The sequence below is a fragment of the Aeromonas fluvialis genome, assembly GCF_000819885.1.
GTDB classification, from domain to species: Bacteria; Pseudomonadota; Gammaproteobacteria; order Enterobacterales; family Aeromonadaceae; genus Aeromonas; species Aeromonas fluvialis.
In genome coordinates, this window is record NZ_CDBO01000074.1 from 118,068 (window position 1) to 134,997 (window position 16,930).

At 59.2% G+C, this 16,930-nt stretch carries 15 protein-coding genes and 1 pseudogene; 4 read left to right on the forward strand and 12 right to left on the reverse strand.

All coding sequences use genetic code 11. The features are described 5' to 3' along the window. Positions 1 to 73: 73 nt before the first annotated feature. Positions 74 to 298: pseudogene (locus BN1125_RS18750) on the reverse strand (HAAAP family serine/threonine permease); the annotation flags it as partial. A gap of 672 nt (positions 299 to 970) precedes the next feature. Here BN1125_RS18750 and BN1125_RS17230 point away from each other — a divergent pair. Beyond that, on the forward strand, positions 971 to 1,909 hold the full coding sequence (locus tag BN1125_RS17230) for a LysR family transcriptional regulator (protein ID WP_042013788.1): 939 nt from the start codon (positions 971 to 973) through the stop codon (positions 1,907 to 1,909). Between the two features lie 73 nt (positions 1,910 to 1,982). Then, positions 1,983 to 3,395 (forward strand): MATE family efflux transporter, encoded by a 1,413-nt coding sequence (locus tag BN1125_RS17235; RefSeq protein ID WP_042013791.1) that lies wholly within the window; start codon positions 1,983 to 1,985, stop codon positions 3,393 to 3,395. A 171-nt stretch (positions 3,396 to 3,566) separates the two neighbouring features. Here BN1125_RS17235 and tyrS read toward each other — a convergent pair whose 3' ends face one another. Continuing rightward, on the reverse strand, positions 3,567 to 4,766 hold the full coding sequence (gene tyrS, locus BN1125_RS17240) for a tyrosine--tRNA ligase (protein WP_042013793.1): 1,200 nt from the start codon (positions 4,764 to 4,766) through the stop codon (positions 3,567 to 3,569). Positions 4,767 to 4,875: 109 nt separating this feature from the next. Between tyrS and BN1125_RS17245 the strand changes: the two genes are divergently transcribed. Together BN1125_RS17245 and BN1125_RS17250 are read left to right on the forward strand one after the other, a co-directional pair. Next, complete coding sequence (locus BN1125_RS17245) at positions 4,876 to 6,210, forward strand: peptidoglycan DD-metalloendopeptidase family protein (protein ID WP_042013794.1); 1,335 nt, start codon at positions 4,876 to 4,878, stop codon at positions 6,208 to 6,210. A gap of 105 nt (positions 6,211 to 6,315) precedes the next feature. Beyond that, positions 6,316 to 7,428 carry an anhydro-N-acetylmuramic acid kinase gene (locus BN1125_RS17250; RefSeq protein ID WP_042013795.1) on the forward strand — a complete coding sequence of 371 codons (1,113 nt, stop codon included), beginning with the start codon at positions 6,316 to 6,318 and terminating at the stop codon, positions 7,426 to 7,428. 101 nt (positions 7,429 to 7,529) lie between these two features. Here the strand turns inward: BN1125_RS17250 and BN1125_RS17255 are convergent, their stop codons facing one another. The 10 genes from BN1125_RS17255 to BN1125_RS17300 form a co-directional block, all read right to left on the reverse strand. After that, on the reverse strand, positions 7,530 to 8,327 hold the full coding sequence (locus BN1125_RS17255) for a DUF1338 domain-containing protein (RefSeq protein WP_042013796.1): 798 nt from the start codon (positions 8,325 to 8,327) through the stop codon (positions 7,530 to 7,532). A gap of 64 nt (positions 8,328 to 8,391) precedes the next feature. Then, positions 8,392 to 9,861 carry a succinylglutamate-semialdehyde dehydrogenase gene (gene astD / locus BN1125_RS17260; RefSeq protein WP_042013798.1) on the reverse strand — a complete coding sequence of 490 codons (1,470 nt, stop codon included), beginning with the start codon at positions 9,859 to 9,861 and terminating at the stop codon, positions 8,392 to 8,394. A 70-nt stretch (positions 9,862 to 9,931) separates the two neighbouring features. Further along, entirely contained in the window at positions 9,932 to 10,951 is a 1,020-nt protein-coding gene (gene astA, locus BN1125_RS17265; RefSeq protein ID WP_042013799.1) for an arginine N-succinyltransferase, read from the reverse strand. A gap of 75 nt (positions 10,952 to 11,026) precedes the next feature. Next, positions 11,027 to 12,244 carry an aspartate aminotransferase family protein gene (locus BN1125_RS17270; protein ID WP_042013801.1) on the reverse strand — a complete coding sequence of 406 codons (1,218 nt, stop codon included), beginning with the start codon at positions 12,242 to 12,244 and terminating at the stop codon, positions 11,027 to 11,029. Positions 12,245 to 12,522: 278 nt separating this feature from the next. Further along, positions 12,523 to 13,104 carry an aminodeoxychorismate synthase component II gene (locus BN1125_RS17275; RefSeq protein WP_042013802.1) on the reverse strand — a complete coding sequence of 194 codons (582 nt, stop codon included), beginning with the start codon at positions 13,102 to 13,104 and terminating at the stop codon, positions 12,523 to 12,525. A gap of 20 nt (positions 13,105 to 13,124) precedes the next feature. Beyond that, positions 13,125 to 13,340 carry a hypothetical protein gene (locus BN1125_RS17280; RefSeq protein WP_042013803.1) on the reverse strand — a complete coding sequence of 72 codons (216 nt, stop codon included), beginning with the start codon at positions 13,338 to 13,340 and terminating at the stop codon, positions 13,125 to 13,127. A 118-nt stretch (positions 13,341 to 13,458) separates the two neighbouring features. Next, positions 13,459 to 14,463 (reverse strand): tryptophan--tRNA ligase, encoded by a 1,005-nt coding sequence (gene trpS / locus BN1125_RS17285; RefSeq protein WP_042013804.1) that lies wholly within the window; start codon positions 14,461 to 14,463, stop codon positions 13,459 to 13,461. Between the two features lie 42 nt (positions 14,464 to 14,505). After that, positions 14,506 to 15,174 carry a phosphoglycolate phosphatase gene (locus BN1125_RS17290; RefSeq protein ID WP_042013805.1) on the reverse strand — a complete coding sequence of 223 codons (669 nt, stop codon included), beginning with the start codon at positions 15,172 to 15,174 and terminating at the stop codon, positions 14,506 to 14,508. After that, entirely contained in the window at positions 15,161 to 15,835 is a 675-nt protein-coding gene (gene rpe, locus BN1125_RS17295) for a ribulose-phosphate 3-epimerase (RefSeq protein ID WP_042013807.1), read from the reverse strand. Before rpe ends, BN1125_RS17290 begins: the two co-directional genes overlap by 14 nt. A gap of 189 nt (positions 15,836 to 16,024) precedes the next feature. After that, positions 16,025 to 16,897 (reverse strand): Dam family site-specific DNA-(adenine-N6)-methyltransferase, encoded by an 873-nt coding sequence (locus BN1125_RS17300; protein ID WP_042013808.1) that lies wholly within the window; start codon positions 16,895 to 16,897, stop codon positions 16,025 to 16,027. Positions 16,898 to 16,930 lie beyond the last annotated feature (33 nt).

Sequence of the window (16,930 nt, forward strand, 5' to 3'; positions counted from 1 at the left end):
CGCTGTTGAGCAGGCAATGAAAACGCCGCCTCTTGCGAGGCGGCGTTTTCATTCAACAGAATGACCGGAGTTATCAGGCAATCAGCTTGTAGATAATACCGGACATGGCGATAAGGCTAATGATGGTCTCGAAGCCGTTGCTAAGGTTGCCAGCGTATTTGCGCATGGCCGGCACCTTGGTGATGGCGTACATCGGCATCAGGAACAGCAGCATGGCGATGATCGGGCCACCCAGGTCTTCGATCATGCCGAGGATACTCGGGTTGATGGTAGCGATGGCCCAGGTGGTCAGGATCAACATGGCAACCAGCGGCCACAGGCCACCTACACCGGCGTTGATTGGCAGGAAGAGCACACCGGCACCGATCGCGGTACCGTACAGACCCAGCATCCAGACCAGATCGGCCTTGTTGATGGCGCGGTAAGTGTTGCTGGCTAAACGACCATCAGCCGCAATATTCATGACAGACATACATTGATCCTGTCATCTAGGCAAAATGGGATTCTTGTTTGTTCGGGCCCTTGGCCCGGTTCCCTCTCCCTGGAACGCCTGCTGTCCGTCCTTGTCATTAACCTCTCGCCCCCCGGCAACCTGGTCATCACTCCTTGTGACAACAAGCTTGCAACAGACAATTGTGCGAGATTGCGCCCCTGAGGGTCGACGCCCGCAACACTTAACAACCGATTAATGTGCGCCACTCTTGATGGGCTGGCTTTAATTAAACGCCCCATTAATCACGGTATTTTTTTGATTTTATCAACAAAAGTCTGATTCATCCCCCCCCCAAACGACCTAGATCACACTAAAAGCGCCTTACTATGCGTTTTTTTTAACAATTAAATTATGCACGACTAAATTCAAGGGGTTTAAAATGACCACATTTACGCAACATTTGTCCATTTTCGAGTCGATTGTGTGTAGCTCGGCCTTGGCGTACCCTTGTGACTCACGCCCTTTTGTTAATTGATGATGACCATTACCCGTACCGATCTCGCCGAACTGGCCGTCTTCGCCGCCGTCGCCCGTCACCACAGTTTCAGCAAGGCCGCCCTCGAACTCGGGGTCTCCGCTTCCGCCCTGAGCCACAGCCTGAAGGGACTGGAAACCCGTCTGGGGGTGCGACTGCTCAACCGCAGCACCCGTGCCGTGGTGCCGACAGAAGCGGGCCAGCGACTGCTCAAGCAGCTGCTGCCCACCCTCAATACGTTGGAAGAGGCGCTCAGCGAGCTGGCCCGCAACAGCGATGAGCCGGTGGGGCGACTCAAGATCTGCGCCCCGCGTGGCGCCATCGACAGTTTGCTGGCGCCCGTGCTTATCGACTATCTGCGGCGTTACCCGAGAATGCAGGTGGAGGTGGTGGAGCAGGAGCTGATGCCCCGGCTGATTGAAGATGGTTACGATGCCGCGCTCTTTTATGGCGATCTGCTACCCAAGGAGATGATCGGCATCCCCCTCGGCCCGCCCCAGCGCTATCTGGTGGTCGGCTCCCCTGACTACCTGGCCGAACACGGCGCCCCCGCGCACCCGAGCGAGCTCTGTCGCCACGCCTGCATCGGCTATCGCCTCACCCCGCACCACCACTATCGCTGGGCCTTTGCCGCCGATGGCACCATGCTGGAGATCGAAGTGACCGGGCCACTCACCACCAGCACCCCGGCCCTCTATCTGGGTGCCGCCGAGGCGGGACTGGGTCTTGCCTACTGTCTGGAAGAGGAGGTGAGCCAAAAGGTCGCGGAAGGGAAACTGCTCACCGTGCTAGAGCCTTGGTGCCCCACCTTTGCCGGTTTCTATCTCTTTTATCCCAGTCGTCACCAGCTGGGCAGCGGGCTGCGCATCCTGATCGACATGCTCAAGGCTCACTACCAAAACCCTGGATTGGTGAGTAATACTCAGCAATTCATCAAGTGAAACCCTTATTATCACCAAATAAGTATTAATTTAGACTAGCTGTTCGATAATCGGACTCCCCGAGAGAACAGATATGTCTGCCTATTTAACACTGCGGCAACGGGCCATGACCCGTCGCTTTTGGGCTTACGCCCTTCCTTCCATCCTCGCCATGCTGGTCTCGGGGGCCTACTACCTCATCGACGGCATCTTCGTCGGCCACTATGTCGGCGCCGCCGGCCTCGCCGGGATCAACCTGGTCTATCCAGTCATCATGGTGCTGATCGGTCTGGCCGCCATGATCAGCATGGGAGCGGCCACCGCCATCTCCTTCCAGCAGGGGGCGAAAAACGACACGTTGGCCCGTCAGGCGCTGGTCAACGCCCTCTGGCTGCTGGCAGGTCTCGGGATCATTGCACCGGTGCTGCTCTATTACACCCACACCGATATCCTGCTCGGGCTGGGGATCGAACAGGGCAGCGATACCTGGAAACAGGCCAGTGACTATCTCACCTGGATTGGCGGCGGTACCCTGCTGCTGGCCAGCAATCTGGCGGCGCCCTATCTGCTGCGCAACGATGGCCGCCCGAAACTGGCCATGGTGCTGGTGAGCGGCGGCGCCGTGCTCAACATCATTCTCAACTATGTGATGGTGGCCAAACTGGAGCTCGGCCTGACCGGCACCGCCCAGGCCACCCTGATGGCGGAGGGGATGGTGAGCCTCATCGGCCTTGGCTACTTCTTTACCCCCTATGCCCGTTTGCGGCTGGGCTGGCGGGATCTGGTGCCCAACCTCCCCGCCATGCCGCACCTGCTCTTTACCGGTCTGCCGAGCCTGATTGCCCAGTTCAACCTCGGCCTGCTGCTGATGCTGCACAACAGCCAGCTGATGGTGCATGGCAACGTGAAAGATCTGGCGGGCTTTACCGTGGCCGGTTACACCGAAGCGGTCTTTATCGTGGTCCTGCAAGGGCTTGCCTTTGGCATCCAGCCCCTCATCAGCAAGGCGGCGGGGGCCAGGCGTCATCGCAACCTCAAGTATCTGATGGAGATGGGCCTCAAGTTCACCTTTCTCTACGGCATGTTGGTGTGGCTCATCATCCAGCTGCTGCCCCGGCAAGTGGCCATGCTCTATACCGGCAGGGAGGATCCCGAACTCATCGATGCCGCGGTCAGCAGCCTGCTGCTCAACCTGGGTGCCATTCCGCTGGAGGGGATCATTATGTTCGGCATCGTGCTGCTGCAATCCATGGCGCGCACCCGCCAGGCGCTGATCATCTCGATTGCCAAGACGGTGTTGCTGCTGCCGTTCATCTTCCTGCTGCCGCTGCTGTGGGGCAAAGACGGGGTGCTGATGGCCCAGCCCGCCACCGTGCTGCTGCTCACCCCGCCGCTCTGCTGGCTGCTGTGGCGCGAGTGGCTGCGCCTGAAAGTAACCTGCGCGCCAAAAACCAAGCACCACCCGCAACCCGCCCGTACTCGCGCCGCCGTCCAACTGGCCCGTTAAGGTCACAGGCCCCGCGGTAGCAATAAAAAAACCGGCATCCCCTGGTGCCGGTTTTTGCTATTTGTGCAGCCCGTACACATCGCAAATACAGAGAAGCCTCCACAAAGGAGGCTTCTCTTATTCAACGCATCAGCGCGGATGACCAGTCACCGCATACTGAGCAATCAGGGCTTATTTGACCGTCACGCGGGCAAACTTGCGCTTGCCAACCTGATAGACGGCGGTACCGGCACCAATCAATGCCTTGCCATCTTCCAGCTTCTCGCCATCCACCTTGACCGCGCCCTGCTTGATCATCCGCAGTGCTTCGGAAGTAGTGGCCACCAGATCGGCCTCTTTCAGCAGGTTGGCAATGGCCAGCCCTTCCCCTTCCAGCGCCAGTTCGACTTCCGGCATCTCGTCCGGAATGGCGTTCTTGGAGAAGCGCTGGGTGAAATCTTCGTGAGCCGCTTCGGCCGCCGCTGCGTCGTGGTAGCGGGTGATGATCTCTTTGGCCAGCCAGATCTTCACATCGCGCGGGTTGAGGGTACCGGCGGCGATGCCTGCCTTGAACTCCTCGATCTCAGCCAGCGGACGGAAGGAGAGCAGCTCGTAGTAGTTCCACATCAGATCGTCGGTGATGGACATGATCTTGCCGAACATCTCGCCCGGGGCATCGTGCACCCCGATGTAGTTGGCAGCGGACTTGGACATCTTCTTGACGCCATCCAGACCCACCAGCAGCGGCATCATCAGCACGCACTGGGTCGCCATGCCGGCATCTTTTTGCAACTCGCGGCCCATCAGCAGGTTGAACTTCTGATCGGTACCGCCGAGCTCAACGTCCGCCTTCAGCGCAACCGAGTCATAGCCTTGCAGCAGCGGGTAGAGGAATTCGTGGATCGCGATGGATTGGCCGCCGGTGTAGCGCTTTTTGAAGTCGTCACGCTCCATCATGCGGGCCACGGTCTGCTTGGCCGCCAGCTTGATCATGCCGGTCGCACCCAACTCGCCCAGCCAGGTCGAGTTGTACTCGATGCGGGTCTTGGCCGGGTCGAGGATCTTGAACGCCTGCTCTGCATAGGTGAGGGCGTTGTGCTTGATAGCCTCTTCGGAGAGCGGCGGACGGGTGCTATTCTTGCCGGAGGGGTCGCCCACCATGGCAGTGAAATCGCCGATCAGCAAGATGATCTCGTGGCCCAGATCCTGGAAGGTCTTCAGCTTGTTGAGGATCACGGTATGACCCAGGTGAATATCGGGGGCAGTCGGGTCCATGCCCAACTTGATGCGCAGCGGGCGCCCTTCCTTCAACTTGGCAACCAGTTCTTCTTCAACCAGAATTTCTTCCGCTCCGCGCTTGATCTCGGCTAGCGCCACCTCGAGCTGGGACATTTTTTGACTCTCCATCACGATTCCACAGGGCCAAACATATTACTGGAATGGCGGGCCAATTGGAAAGGCTGTAAAATCCGGCCATTCTGCCCGACTTCATCTGCTTCTCATGGTTATTTGGCACGCCTTCAACACACTCCCCCACTGGCACCGCAAGATGGTGCTGATCTTGAGCATCATGATGATGATGCTGGCAGCCTGGCCAAGCGAACAGGCGGTGGCCACCCGGGTCGATGAAAACGGCAACGAGATTGCCCTGCGACAACAGGAAGAGAACAGCGACGACAATCTGCCCCCGGCCGACATCACCGCCGATGACGTGCAACCGGCCACCCCGCCCAAACCGCGCTACATCACCAAGCAGGTAAAGGTACGCCGCGGCGACAACATGGGGGTGATCTTCCAGCGCATTGGCCTCAGCACCACGGATCTGCACCTGATCGGCCAGCTCGAGGGCAGCAATCCCCTGCGAATGCTGCGACCGGGGCAGGAGCTCACCTTCAAACTCACCGACAACGGCGAGCTGCACAGCCTCTATTACCCCCACAGCCTGGAGCAGGCCCTCAAGGTGAGCCGTCAGGATGACACCTTCGTGGCCCGCAACGTCAAGATGGCCCTCGATACTCGAGAGCTGGTCAGCAAGGGGGAGATCCGCTCCAGCTTCTGGGGCGCTGCGGTGGACGCGGGGATGACCGAAGATCAGATCATGGATCTCGCCGCCATCTTCGGCTGGGACATCGACTTTGCCCAGGACTTGCAGCCAGGGGACAGCTTCCGGGTGGTCTATGAGGAGAAATTCCGCGACGACGAGCGGGTCGCCTCCGGCGATATCCTAGCCGCCGAATTCATCAACCAGGGTGAGATCTACCGCGCCGTTCTCCATGAGGATGGCAACTACTACACGCCCCAGGGCAAGGCGATGCGCAAGAGCTTCCTGCGCGCGCCGGTCAATTTCAAATACATCAGCTCCAATTTCAACCCACGCCGTCTCCATCCAGTGACCGGCAAGATCCGTCCCCACAACGGCATCGACTATGTGGCACCTGTGGGGACCCCCATCATGGCTGCAGGCTCCGGCAGCGTGGTGGCCGCCGGCTACAATCAGTTCAACGGCAACTATGTCTTCATCAAGCACGCCGGCAACTACGTGACCAAGTACCTGCACCTCACCAAGCGCACCGTCAACAAGGGGCAGCGGGTGAAGCAGGGGCAGACCATCGGCACACTGGGGGGCACAGGCCGCGTCACCGGCCCGCACCTGCACTATGAATTCGTGGTAGGCGGCGTGCACAAAAACCCGCGCACCCTCACCCTGCCCCAGGCAGAGACTCTCACCGGGCGCGAGCTGGCCAACTTCAAAAAACTGGCGATGCCGCAACTGGCCAAACTCGACAGCCCGGAGCTGCAATTGGCCCAGAACAAGCGGGAGAGCCGTGGTCATTGAGCCACAGCGAGTTTGGTGTTTCATACAACAGACCTGACAAAGGGAGATCAGCCACTCTCCCAAGCAGAGGCGTGTTCCCGTAAACAAGAAGGGTGAGGAAAGTTCATGGCCGAGCGTTATATCGGATTGATGTCAGGCACCAGCATGGACGGTATCGACGCAGTGCTGGTGGTCATCGACGGGGAGCGCCTCAAGGTCGAGGCGGCGCTCTGCCACCCCTGGCCAGCGCAGGCTGCTTGCGAACTGCACACCCTTTGCACTCTGGGTGACAACGAAATCGACCGCATGGGAGTGGCCGATAATCTGGTGGCGCGAGAGTTTGCCGCCGCGACCCAGGCGCTGCTGGCCAAGGCGGAGCTTGAGCCAAAAGATATTCGCGCCATCGGCAGCCACGGTCAGACCATCCGCCATCGCCCACAGCTCGGCTTTACCCTGCAGATCGGCAACGCCGCCCTACTGGCGGCGCTGACCGGCATCGACGTGATCGCCGATTTTCGCACCATGGATATGGCCCTCGGTGGTCAGGGAGCGCCGCTGGTGCCCGCCTTCCATCAAGTACTGTTTGCCAAGCCTGGCGCCTTGCGGGTGGTGCTGAACCTCGGTGGCATCGCCAATATCTCGGTACTGCCGGGCCAAGCCGACGGGGTCTATGGTTTTGATACCGGTCCCGCCAACACCCTGCTCGATGGCTGGTATCGCCGCCATCTGTCGCACGGGGGCAACTATGACGCCGGGGGCAAATGGGCTACCAGTGGTCACACTGTCCCGCCCCTGCTGGACAAGCTGCTAGCTCACCCCTACTTCGCAGCTCCCGCCCCCAAGAGCACCGGACGGGAGATGTTCACCCTCGACTGGCTCGATGGCGAGCTGGCAGGCTGTGCCTATGCTCCCGTGGATGTGCAGCGCACCCTGCAGGCGCTCACCTGCCACAGCATTGCCCGCCAGCTGCCCGCACCGAATGAGGGGCAAACCCGACCCGAGCTGTTTATCTGTGGCGGTGGGGCCCATAACGCCCCGCTGCTGGCGGAACTTGCGACGTGCTTGCCCAGGTGGCGCATCACCACCACCGACGAGTTGGGTATCGCGCCGGACTGGGTAGAAGGGGCTGCCTTTGCCTGGCTGGCCCAGCGCTTTATCCACCGTCAGCCCGGTAACCTGCCAGCCGTGACCGGCGCCAGCCGCCCGGCCGTGCTGGGGGCTCTCTACCCAGCCCCCTAGCTATCCCCCGTACACACCAGACACTCAAATGACGACAGCCCCGATCTGGGGCTGTCGTCATGTCACATCATGGACATCGGCACGCTGGCCAACATCGGTTGTTACATGGCATTGGTGGACTCGAAAATCTTGTCTGCCGAGGCTTCGACAAAGCCCGGATAGAGTACGCCGTCGGCCTGCGGATAGCGCAGGGCGAATTCGTAGAAGCAGCTCGGGATGGTACGAACCCCATCGCTGAATGGCACCTCTGCTTTGTCGGCCATGGTGGAAGATTGCTCCAGCATCACCTGCGGGTCCCCTTTCACCTCACCCCCCACGCTGTTGAGGACGAACCCCGCCGCCTTCAGCGCCGCGTTGACCTGATGGATGGTGTCAAAATCCTTCAACTTGTTGATATTGACCGTGAAGTGGTTAGCACGATAGCCCCATGCCGCCATCCAGGCCGCATACTCGCTCTCGGCCAGCAGGGTCTGGTAGTCGGCATAGGATACCTGCCAGGGGGCACCGGTGTAGATAAATGCCGGGGTATCGGTCAGATGATCGGGCACCTGATCCGCCAGCTTGTGGATGATGGCCTGCGCGCCTTCGGAGAGCTCTTCGACCTTCAGCTCGCTGATGAACACCTTGGGAGCGTCGGGATCCTTGTGCTCGAAGTGCTTGGCGTAGAGCTTCTTGGCCTTGAACACATACTCGCCCTTCTGCTCGTAGCCGAGCGCCAGGAAGTGGGCCGCCAGCTTCTCCAGCCCCAGCTTGGGCAGGTTGTAGGTGCGAAACGCCACGTGGTCGTTGATGATGGGTTCGCCACCACCCAACAGGGCGTGCACCTTGAGGGCGCTCGGCGTCACCTTGATGTAGTTGTCCCACAGATGACTGAACAGGGTATCGATATCCTTTTGCATCTCTCTTTCCTTTGATTGCGGGTACAGACAAGGGCACCCAAAGGGTGCCCCTTTTTCGTTATTGTCAGAAAGTCAGGCCGGGAGACAGCTGATCCGGCATGCTCGCCTTGCTGTCTTCGACGGAGGCTACCGGATACGCACAATAGTCGGCGGCGTAGTAGGCGCTCGCCCTGTGGTTGCCGGAGGCGCCGATGCCACCGAACGGCGCAGCACTGGAGGCGCCGGTGATGGGCTTGTTCCAGTTGACGATGCCGGCACGGATCCGCTTGAAGAAGTGCTGCCAATCCGCCTCGCTGTCACTCAGCAGACCGGCCGAGAGGCCGAAGCTGGTGGCGTTGCCCTGGTCGATGGCGGCATCGAAGTCGTCGTAGCGAATGAGCTGCAGCAGCGGGCCGAAGTACTCTTCATCGGGCAGCGCGGCGACCTGGGTCACATCGATAATGCCCGGAGAGACAAAGCCGGTGCCCGCTTCCAGGTGCTTGAGGGTCAGCAGGCTCTCACCACCCAATTGCAGCAGATTGGCCTGGGCTTCGACCATGCCGAGCGCTGCCTTCTCACTGATCATGGCGCCCATAAAGGGCTGCTCGGCAGCGTCATAGAGATCAACCTTGATCTGGCCGACCACCTCCACCAGGCGCTTGACCAGGGCATCGCCCCGCTCACCGCGCTCGACAAACAGGCGGCGGGAGCAGGTGCAGCGCTGACCTGAAGTGATGAACGACGACTGGACGATGGCATGGACGGCACCGTCGATGTCGCTCACGTCTTTCACGATCAGCGGGTTGTTACCCCCCATCTCCAAGGCCAGAATTTTGCCCGGCTGACCGGCAAACTGCTGATGGAGGAAATGACCGGTACGGGAGGAGCCGGTAAAGAAGAGGCCGTCGATATCGGGATTGCCCGCCAGCGCCTTGCCGGTCTCGACCTCCCCTTGCACCAGATTGAGCACCCCCTTGGGCAACCCTGCCTCCTGCCACACCTTGACCATGGCCTCGGCGACCATGGGAGTCAGCTCGGAGGGTTTGAATACCACGGTATTGCCGGCGATCAGCGCAGGTACGATATGGCCGTTGGGCAGGTGGCCCGGAAAGTTGTAGGGGCCAAACACGGCGACCACACCGTGAGGCTTGTGACGGACAAACGCCTTGGCACCCGGCATAAGATTCTCGACCGTGCCGGTGCGCTCGTCATGGGCACGGATGGAGATGGCGATCTTGCCCTGCATGGCGGCCACTTCGGTGCGGGTCTCCCACAGCGGTTTGCCGGTCTCGCGGGCAATGGTCAGCGCCAGCGCCTCTTTCTGCTCGCCGAGCAGGTCGGCATAGCGATGCACAATATCCAGACGGGCTTTGAGACCCAGATCGGACCAATGGTAAAAGGCGGTGCGGGCTGCCTTGACGGCGGCATCCACCTGAACCGGGCTGGCAGCCTCTCCTTGCCAGATCACCTCGTTTTTGGCCGGATCCCGTGACTCTAACGGCTTGCCTTCACCAGCCAGCCACTGGCCGTCGATAAACTGCACTAAATGACTCATCCATTCACTCCCTGTGGTGTGCAGGCAGCCGAGGCTGCCTGTTTGATATTCGGTATTGCTGTCAGCAGGCTCAGTCGAGATCGACGGCTCGCACCATGTCGCCATCCTGCACCTTGAGCGCTGCCGCCATCTTGGGCGGGATGATGGCTTCGTGCTTGTCGAGATCGACCCGGATATTGCCGTAGCAGGCACGGTACTGTTCGAAACGGCTGTTGCAGATAAGGTGGGTCTTGCCACCGATGGGTTCGCCCACCAGCACCCGCAGCTTCTTGCTGCGGCGCACGCTGCGGATATTCTTCAGCTCGCACTCCACCGCCGGGCCTGCATCGAAGATGTCGACGTAGCCACGGTTCACGAATCCCTCGTCCTGCAGCATCTTGATGGCCGGACGGGTCTTTTCATGGGTCTTGCCGATGACGGCCCGCGCCTCGTTGCTCAGCAAATTGACGTAGATGGGGTACTTGGGCATCAGCTCGGCGATGAAGCGCTTCTTGCCGATACCGGTCAGATAGTCGACGGTAGGGAAATCCATCGAAAAGAAATGCTTTTGCAGCCACTCGTAGAAGGGGCTGTGGCCATCGCCATCTGAGACGCCGCGCATCTCGGCAAAGACGGTTTCGTCAAACAGCTCGGGGTGTTCGGCCATAAACAGAAAGCGGTGCTTGGAGAGCAGACGGCCGTTGAGCCCCTCGCGGGCACATTCGCGCAAGAACAGGGTGCAGAGCTCGGAGTTGCCGGTGTAGTCGTTGGAGAGGGTGAGGGTTTCAACGACGTTGTAGATACCGAGCTTGGGGGAAGAGTGCACCACCTTGCCGATGTGATAGTTGTAAAACGGCTGGGACAGGCCGACGGCAGCATCGATGGCACAGGTACCCACCATCTCGCCGGTCTCCAGATCCTCAGCCACGAAAAAGTAGAGGCAGTCACCCTTACCCGCGGGTTTGTCCGAAAAGGTCTGGGTTGAGGCGTCTATCTTGCGCTGCAGCAGTTCATCGTTGACGGGCAACGAGGTCATGCCGGTGCCGGATTCGATGGCACAGGTCTTGAGACCGGCAAAATCTTTCTGCTCGATGGGACGGATAACCAACATAAATGACAACTCCCTTTCATTGACGACAGGTGGGGGCCCGGCTCCTGCCGGGCGGGTTCCCCACCTCAATTAGGATCAGGCGTTAACCACCTGGGCAACCGCTTTCTCGAAACGAGCCAGCCCTTCCTTGATATCCGCTTCCGGAATCACCAGGGACGGCGCAAAACGTACCACGTTGGTGCCGGCAACCAGCGCCATCAACCCCTGATCGATGGAAGCCAGCAGGAAATCGCGGGAGCGCCCCTTGTAGTCATCGTTGAGCACGACGCCCAGCAACAGCCCCTTGCCACGCACTTCGCTAAAGCAGTGGTACTTGGCGTTGATAGCCTCGATCCCTGCGCGGAACAGCTGCTCACGCTGCTTGATGCCGCTCAGCACTTCGGGGGTATTGATCACATCGATCACTGCCTCGGCAACCGCACAGGCCAGCGGATTACCGCCGTAGGTGGAGCCGTGCGTGCCCACTTTCAGGTGGGAGGCAATCTCGGTGGTGGTCAACATGGCGCCGATGGGGAAGCCGCCGCCCAGTGCCTTGGCGCTGGTGAGGATGTCCGGCGTAACGCCCAGACCCATGTAGGCAAACAGATCGCCGGTACGGCCGACGCCGGATTGCACTTCGTCATAGATCAGCAGGGCATTGTGCTGGTCACACAGCGCGCGCACCCCTTTGGCAAACTCATCGGTGGGACGAATGATGCCACCCTCGCCCTGCAGCGGCTCCATCACCACGGCGCAGGTGTTGTCGGAGATCACTTCGGCCAGCGCCGCCAGATCATTGTAGGGAACATGAGTGATGTCACCGGGCTTGGGACCGAACCCATCGGAGTAGACTGCCTGGCCACCGACGCTGACGGTAAAGAAGGTACGACCGTGGAAGCCCTGATTGAAGGCGATGATCTGGGTCTTGTGAGCACCAAACTTCTCGATGGCGTAGCGACGGGCCAGCTTGAGGGCGGCTTCGTTGGCTTCGGCACCGGAGTTGCAGAAATAGACCTTCTCGGCGAAAGTGGCGGCGACCAGCTTCTTGGCCAGACGCAGGGCCGGCTCGTTGGTCATCACGTTGGAGAGATGCCACAGCTTCTCGCCTTGGGTTTTCAGGGCCTCGACCAGCTTGGGATGGCAGTGACCCAGGCCGTTGACCGCAATGCCACCGGCGAAGTCGATATACTCGCGCCCTTCCTGATCCCAGACACGTGACCCTTCACCACGCACCGGAATGATCTTGGCGGGCGCATAGTTGGGAACCATCACTTCATCAAACACTTCACGTGTCACTGCCAACAACTCTGACATATAGCTCTCCTTCAGATTCAGCGACAGAATAATCCACCGCCCAAAAGTTAAATCCGTGTAAACTTGACGGGATTATCACAGAAATAAAGTAAAAAGTCTGTAACAAGACGGCCTATAAGGAACAATGTTCGATTGCTCTTGAGATTTTAGGCAACCGCATTGCATAACGACTCAGGGGGGCTTGGCAAGAGATAATTTGGGCAGGAGAGGGGGTGAATAAAGTGTCAGGGAAATTTTTTTTGCCTTCTCTCGAACTTGAGAAGGCGATCACAAATTTTTTATGAACGCGCCAGAAAGTTGGCCAGCAACTGATGGCCCTGCTCGCTCAAAATACTCTCCGGATGGAACTGAACTCCCTCGATCGCGAGGGTCTTGTGACGTAGCCCCATGATCTCGTCAAACGAGCCATCGGCATGTTCGCTCCAGGCGGTGATCTCGAAACAATCGGGCAGCGTGTCGCGCTCCACCACCAGCGAGTGGTAACGGGTCACCCGCAGCGGATTGTTGAGTCCCTTGAATACCCCCTCATCCCGATGACGAATGAGCGAGGTTTTGCCGTGCATCACCTGACGGGCACGCACCACGCGGGCACCGAAGGCTTGCGCCAGCGACTGATGGCCGAGGCAGACGCCGAGAATGGGCAGCTTGCCAGCGAAATGGCTAATGGCGTCGAGAGAGATCCCCGCCTCATTGGGCGTACAGGGGCCGGGAGAGATCACCAGAAAACGGGGGGAAAGCTGCGCTATGGCATCAAGCGTCAGTTCATCATTGCGCTTGACCACAACCTCTTGTCCCAAGGCGCCGAAATATTGCACCAGGTTCCAAGTAAAGGAGTCGTAGTTATCAATTAACAGCAACATGAGATAACCGGCAGCAAATATTAACGATCGAGAAAACGACCCTGCTCCATTTCCCGTTCGCGCTGACATTCGGCCAAGTAGATGGCGGCAGCGATGGCTGGGGTTTTATGGTGTTTGTCGATGGCATTGGAGACCATCAATTGCAGGGTATTGAGGTTTTTCGCCTTGCGAAATTTACGCAGCCAGTGACCTTTGTCACTCAGCTCTTCAGCAGAAATTGTTGGTTGAACAGACATGCTTTCTCTTGGGGATATTACCCACGTTGAAATAAATAAATTAAACAAAATAGTCGGGCAGAAAATAAAGAAAGCCAGGCAAATACCCAGCTCTCTTCTACTACACCTTCCCAGTATGTCAGGCTCGCGGAACGAAGCCGACTACATCATATACGCTGGTCAGGGTTTTTTCAGCTCTTTCGCGCGCCTTTTGTGCTCCTTCGGCCAGAATCGCAATCAGATGGGCCTCATCCTGACGCAACGCGTGGAAACGGGCCTGGATCGGTTCCAGCAGCGCAACCACGGCTTCGGCGGTCTCGGTCTTGAGGTGACCATACATCTTGCCTGCGAAGTGCTGTTCCAGCTCGGGGATGGAACGACCGGTCACGCCGGACATCAGGGTCAGCAGGTTGGAGACCCCTGGCTTGTTTTCCGGATCGAAACGCACCACGGCCGGATCATCGGAGTCGGTCACCGCACGCTTGATCTTCTTGACGATCTGCTTGGGATCTTCCAGCAGGCCGATGAAGTTGGCCTCGTTGTCATCCGACTTGGACATCTTCTTGGTCGGGTCCTGCAGGCTCATCACCCGCGCCCCTTCGGTCGGAATGAAGGGCTCCGGCAGGGTAAACACCTCGCCGTAGAGGTTGTTGAAACGGGTGCAGATATCGCGGGTCAGCTCCAAATGCTGCTTCTGGTCGTTGCCCACCGGCACCTGATTGGCCTGATAGAGAAGGATATCGGCTGCCATCAGCACCGGATAACCGAACAGGCCGACGTTGACGTTGTTCTCGAAACGGGCAGATTTGTCCTTGAACTGGGTCATTCGCGACAGCTCACCCATCTGGGTGTAGCAGTTGAGGATCCAGCCCAGCTCGGCGTGCTGCGGCACATGAGACTGGATGAAGACGGTACTCTTCTTGGGATCGATACCGACCGCCAGATAGAGGGCGGCCGCATCCAGACAGGCCTTGCGCAGGGCAGCCGGGTCCTGACGGGTGGTGATGGCGTGCAGGTCGACGATGCAGTAGAGGCAGTCGTACTCATCCTGCATGTTGACCCACTGACGCAGGGCCCCCATGTAGTTGCCGATGGTCAGTTGGCCGGAGGGTTGTGCTCCGCTCAATACGATTGGTTTGGTCATCAGAGTAGTAATCCTTGTTATTCTGCCAGCCCGGCCGCGCAGTTAGCTCAACAGCGCATCGAGCTGGGAAAAGTGGTCGAACACCCAGTCAGGCCGGGAGTCGGCAATGGGGCGGCCATAGTTGTAACCGTAGGTCAGACCCACCACCTTCATGCCGGCCGCCTTGGCAGCCAGCACATCATTTTCGGAGTCACCCACCATCAGGGCGCGAGCCGGGCTCACCCCCAACTCCTGGCAGGCGTGCAGCAAAGGCTCCGGGCTCGGCTTCTTGACCGGCACGCAGTTGCCGCCGAGCCAGAGCGCGAAGCAATCGCTGATGCCAAGAGCATCGAGGATGGGTGCCACAAAATCGCTCGGCTTGTTGGTGACGATCGCCTGTTTGTAGCCTTGGGTTTGCAGGCGACGCAGACTCTGCGCCACCCCGTCATACATCGCCAGCCCCTGCAGCAAACAGGCGTTGTAGTGCTGGAAAAAGATCGGACGGGCCCTGGCAAAGAGCTCGGGGTCAGCCTCGCAGTAGGCAAGGGCCCGCTGGATCAGCTTATCGGCCCCGTTGCCGACCCAGGTACGGATCACGGCTTCATCGGCCTGCGCCAGATCCAGCTCGGCCAGGGTCAGATTGACCGCCAGCGCCAGTTGGGCAGCACTGTCAATCAGGGTGCCGTCCAGATCGAACAGCACCAGATCAAATGCGCGCTCAACGTGTGACATAGCTAAGCTCCGCACGCATCTGGTCGATCACTGCCTTGTAGTCAGGCTGGCTGAAAATGGCAGAGCCGGCCACAAACATGTCGGCGCCCGCATCGGCGATTTCACGAATGTTGTCGACCTTCACCCCGCCATCGATCTCGAGACGGATATCGCGGCCGCTCTCGTTGATCAAACGACGCACCTGACGCAGCTTGTCGAGGGTGCCGGGGATGAAGCTCTGGCCACCGAAGCCCGGGTTGACCGACATCAGCAGGATCACGTCCAGCTTGTCCATCACATACTCGAGGCAGGAGAGCGACGTAGCCGGATTGAGCACCAGCCCCGCCTGGCAGCCCATCTCCTTGATGAGGCCCAAGGAGCGGTCCACATGATCGGACGCTTCCGGATGGAAGGTGATGAGGGAAGCTCCGGCCTTGGCAAAATCAGGAATGATGCGATCCACCGGCTTGACCATCAGGTGCACGTCGATGGGGGCCTCGATACCATAGTCACGCAGCGCCTGACAGACCATGGGGCCAATGGTCAGGTTGGGGACATAGTGGTTATCCATCACGTCGAAGTGAACCACGTCGGCACCGGCAGCCAGTACCTTGGCGACATCGTCACCCAGACGGGCAAAATCGGCAGAGAGGATAGAGGGGGCAATCAGAAAGTCTTTCATCAGCATCATCCATTGGCAGCCAGGGAGAAAAAACGGCGCAATTTTAACGTAAAAGGCGGGCGAAAACGACTCGAATGCGGGGGAAATGGGGCAATCGCCGCCCCTCCCCCAGCCACCCTGGTTTTGGCCTATCGACATGATCGCATGCTCGCCCATACAAAACGGCGCCCTTGGGCGCCGCATTGTCTGTTAGGCCAGTGGCAGCAGTTCGCTGTCGCAGGGGTAGTAACCCTGCTCCGGCTCGATGCCGGGGGGATAGAGCGCCAGCAACTCGGCCACCTTGTTGCGGGTGCCGCCGTTGCGGCTGATGGTGCGCTTGACCAGGAGCTCGTCGAGGCGGGCTCCGCGATAGAGCTCACGAGTCAGCTCGATATCATGGTTGCTGATCAGCACGGGCACCCCTTTGTGAGCGGCTGTGTGACGAGCCAGTCGCGCCAGGATCGCCTGATCATCCAGGGTAAAACCACCGGAGGCATAGCTGGTAAAGCTGGCTGTCGTGGAGAGCGGTGCATAGGGGGGATCACAGTAGATGACCCAATCCTCTTCGGCACGCTGGATGGCATCGGCATAGCTCTCGCAGATAAAGGTCGCCTTCTGCGCCTTTTCGGCAAAGGCCCACAGCTCTTTTTCCGGGAAATAGGGCTTCTTGTAAGAACCGAACGGCACGTTGAAGCCGCCCTTCTTGTTGTAGCGGCACAGCCCGTTGAAACCGTGACGGTTGAGGAACAGGAACAAGAGTGCCCTCTCGAACGTGGTCTCGGTCTGATTGAACTGGGTGCGCAGCCGGTAATAGGCCGCCTTGTGGTTGTGTTCGGCCACAAACAGCTTGCGCGCCTCGTCGATAAAGTTATCCGGCGTCAGTTTGAGATGATTGTAGAGACTAATGAGATCCGGATTGATGTCGTTGAGCACATAGGCGTCGTAGTCGGTGTTGAGAAACACCGACCCGGCCCCGACGAAGGGCTCCAGCAACACACGCCCGGCCGGCAGGCGCTCGGCAATCTCTTCAACCAGGGAGTATTTTCCCCCGGCCCATTTTAAAAAAGCGCGTGTTTTTTTCATGGAAATCCGGTGTGTAAGAAGGCAAGACCCAAA

Excerpts from the sequence above, each read along its gene's own strand:
- astA (WP_042013799.1), bottom strand. The coding sequence starts at position 10,951 with ATGTTGGTTATCCGTCCCATCGAGCAGAAAGATTTTGCCGGTCTCAAG.
- BN1125_RS17275 (WP_042013802.1), bottom strand. The coding sequence starts at position 13,104 with ATGTTGCTGTTAATTGATAACTACGACTCCTTTACTTGGAACCTGGTG.
- BN1125_RS17255 (WP_042013796.1), bottom strand. The coding sequence starts at position 8,327 with ATGCAAAAGGATATCGATACCCTGTTCAGTCATCTGTGGGACAACTAC.
- BN1125_RS17290 (WP_042013805.1), bottom strand. The coding sequence starts at position 15,174 with ATGTCACACGTTGAGCGCGCATTTGATCTGGTGCTGTTCGATCTGGAC.
- tyrS (WP_042013793.1), bottom strand. The coding sequence starts at position 4,766 with ATGTCCCAGCTCGAGGTGGCGCTAGCCGAGATCAAGCGCGGAGCGGAA.
- BN1125_RS17300 (WP_042013808.1), bottom strand. The coding sequence starts at position 16,897 with ATGAAAAAAACACGCGCTTTTTTAAAATGGGCCGGGGGAAAATACTCC.
- trpS (WP_042013804.1), bottom strand. The coding sequence starts at position 14,463 with ATGACCAAACCAATCGTATTGAGCGGAGCACAACCCTCCGGCCAACTG.
- BN1125_RS17245 (WP_042013794.1), top strand. The coding sequence starts at position 4,876 with ATGGTTATTTGGCACGCCTTCAACACACTCCCCCACTGGCACCGCAAG.
- BN1125_RS17235 (WP_042013791.1), top strand. The coding sequence starts at position 1,983 with ATGTCTGCCTATTTAACACTGCGGCAACGGGCCATGACCCGTCGCTTT.
- BN1125_RS17250 (WP_042013795.1), top strand. The coding sequence starts at position 6,316 with ATGGCCGAGCGTTATATCGGATTGATGTCAGGCACCAGCATGGACGGT.
- rpe (WP_042013807.1), bottom strand. The coding sequence starts at position 15,835 with ATGAAAGACTTTCTGATTGCCCCCTCTATCCTCTCTGCCGATTTTGCC.
- BN1125_RS17230 (WP_042013788.1), top strand. The coding sequence starts at position 971 with ATGACCATTACCCGTACCGATCTCGCCGAACTGGCCGTCTTCGCCGCC.
- BN1125_RS17270 (WP_042013801.1), bottom strand. The coding sequence starts at position 12,244 with ATGTCAGAGTTGTTGGCAGTGACACGTGAAGTGTTTGATGAAGTGATG.
- astD (WP_042013798.1), bottom strand. The coding sequence starts at position 9,861 with ATGAGTCATTTAGTGCAGTTTATCGACGGCCAGTGGCTGGCTGGTGAA.
- BN1125_RS17280 (WP_042013803.1), bottom strand. The coding sequence starts at position 13,340 with ATGTCTGTTCAACCAACAATTTCTGCTGAAGAGCTGAGTGACAAAGGT.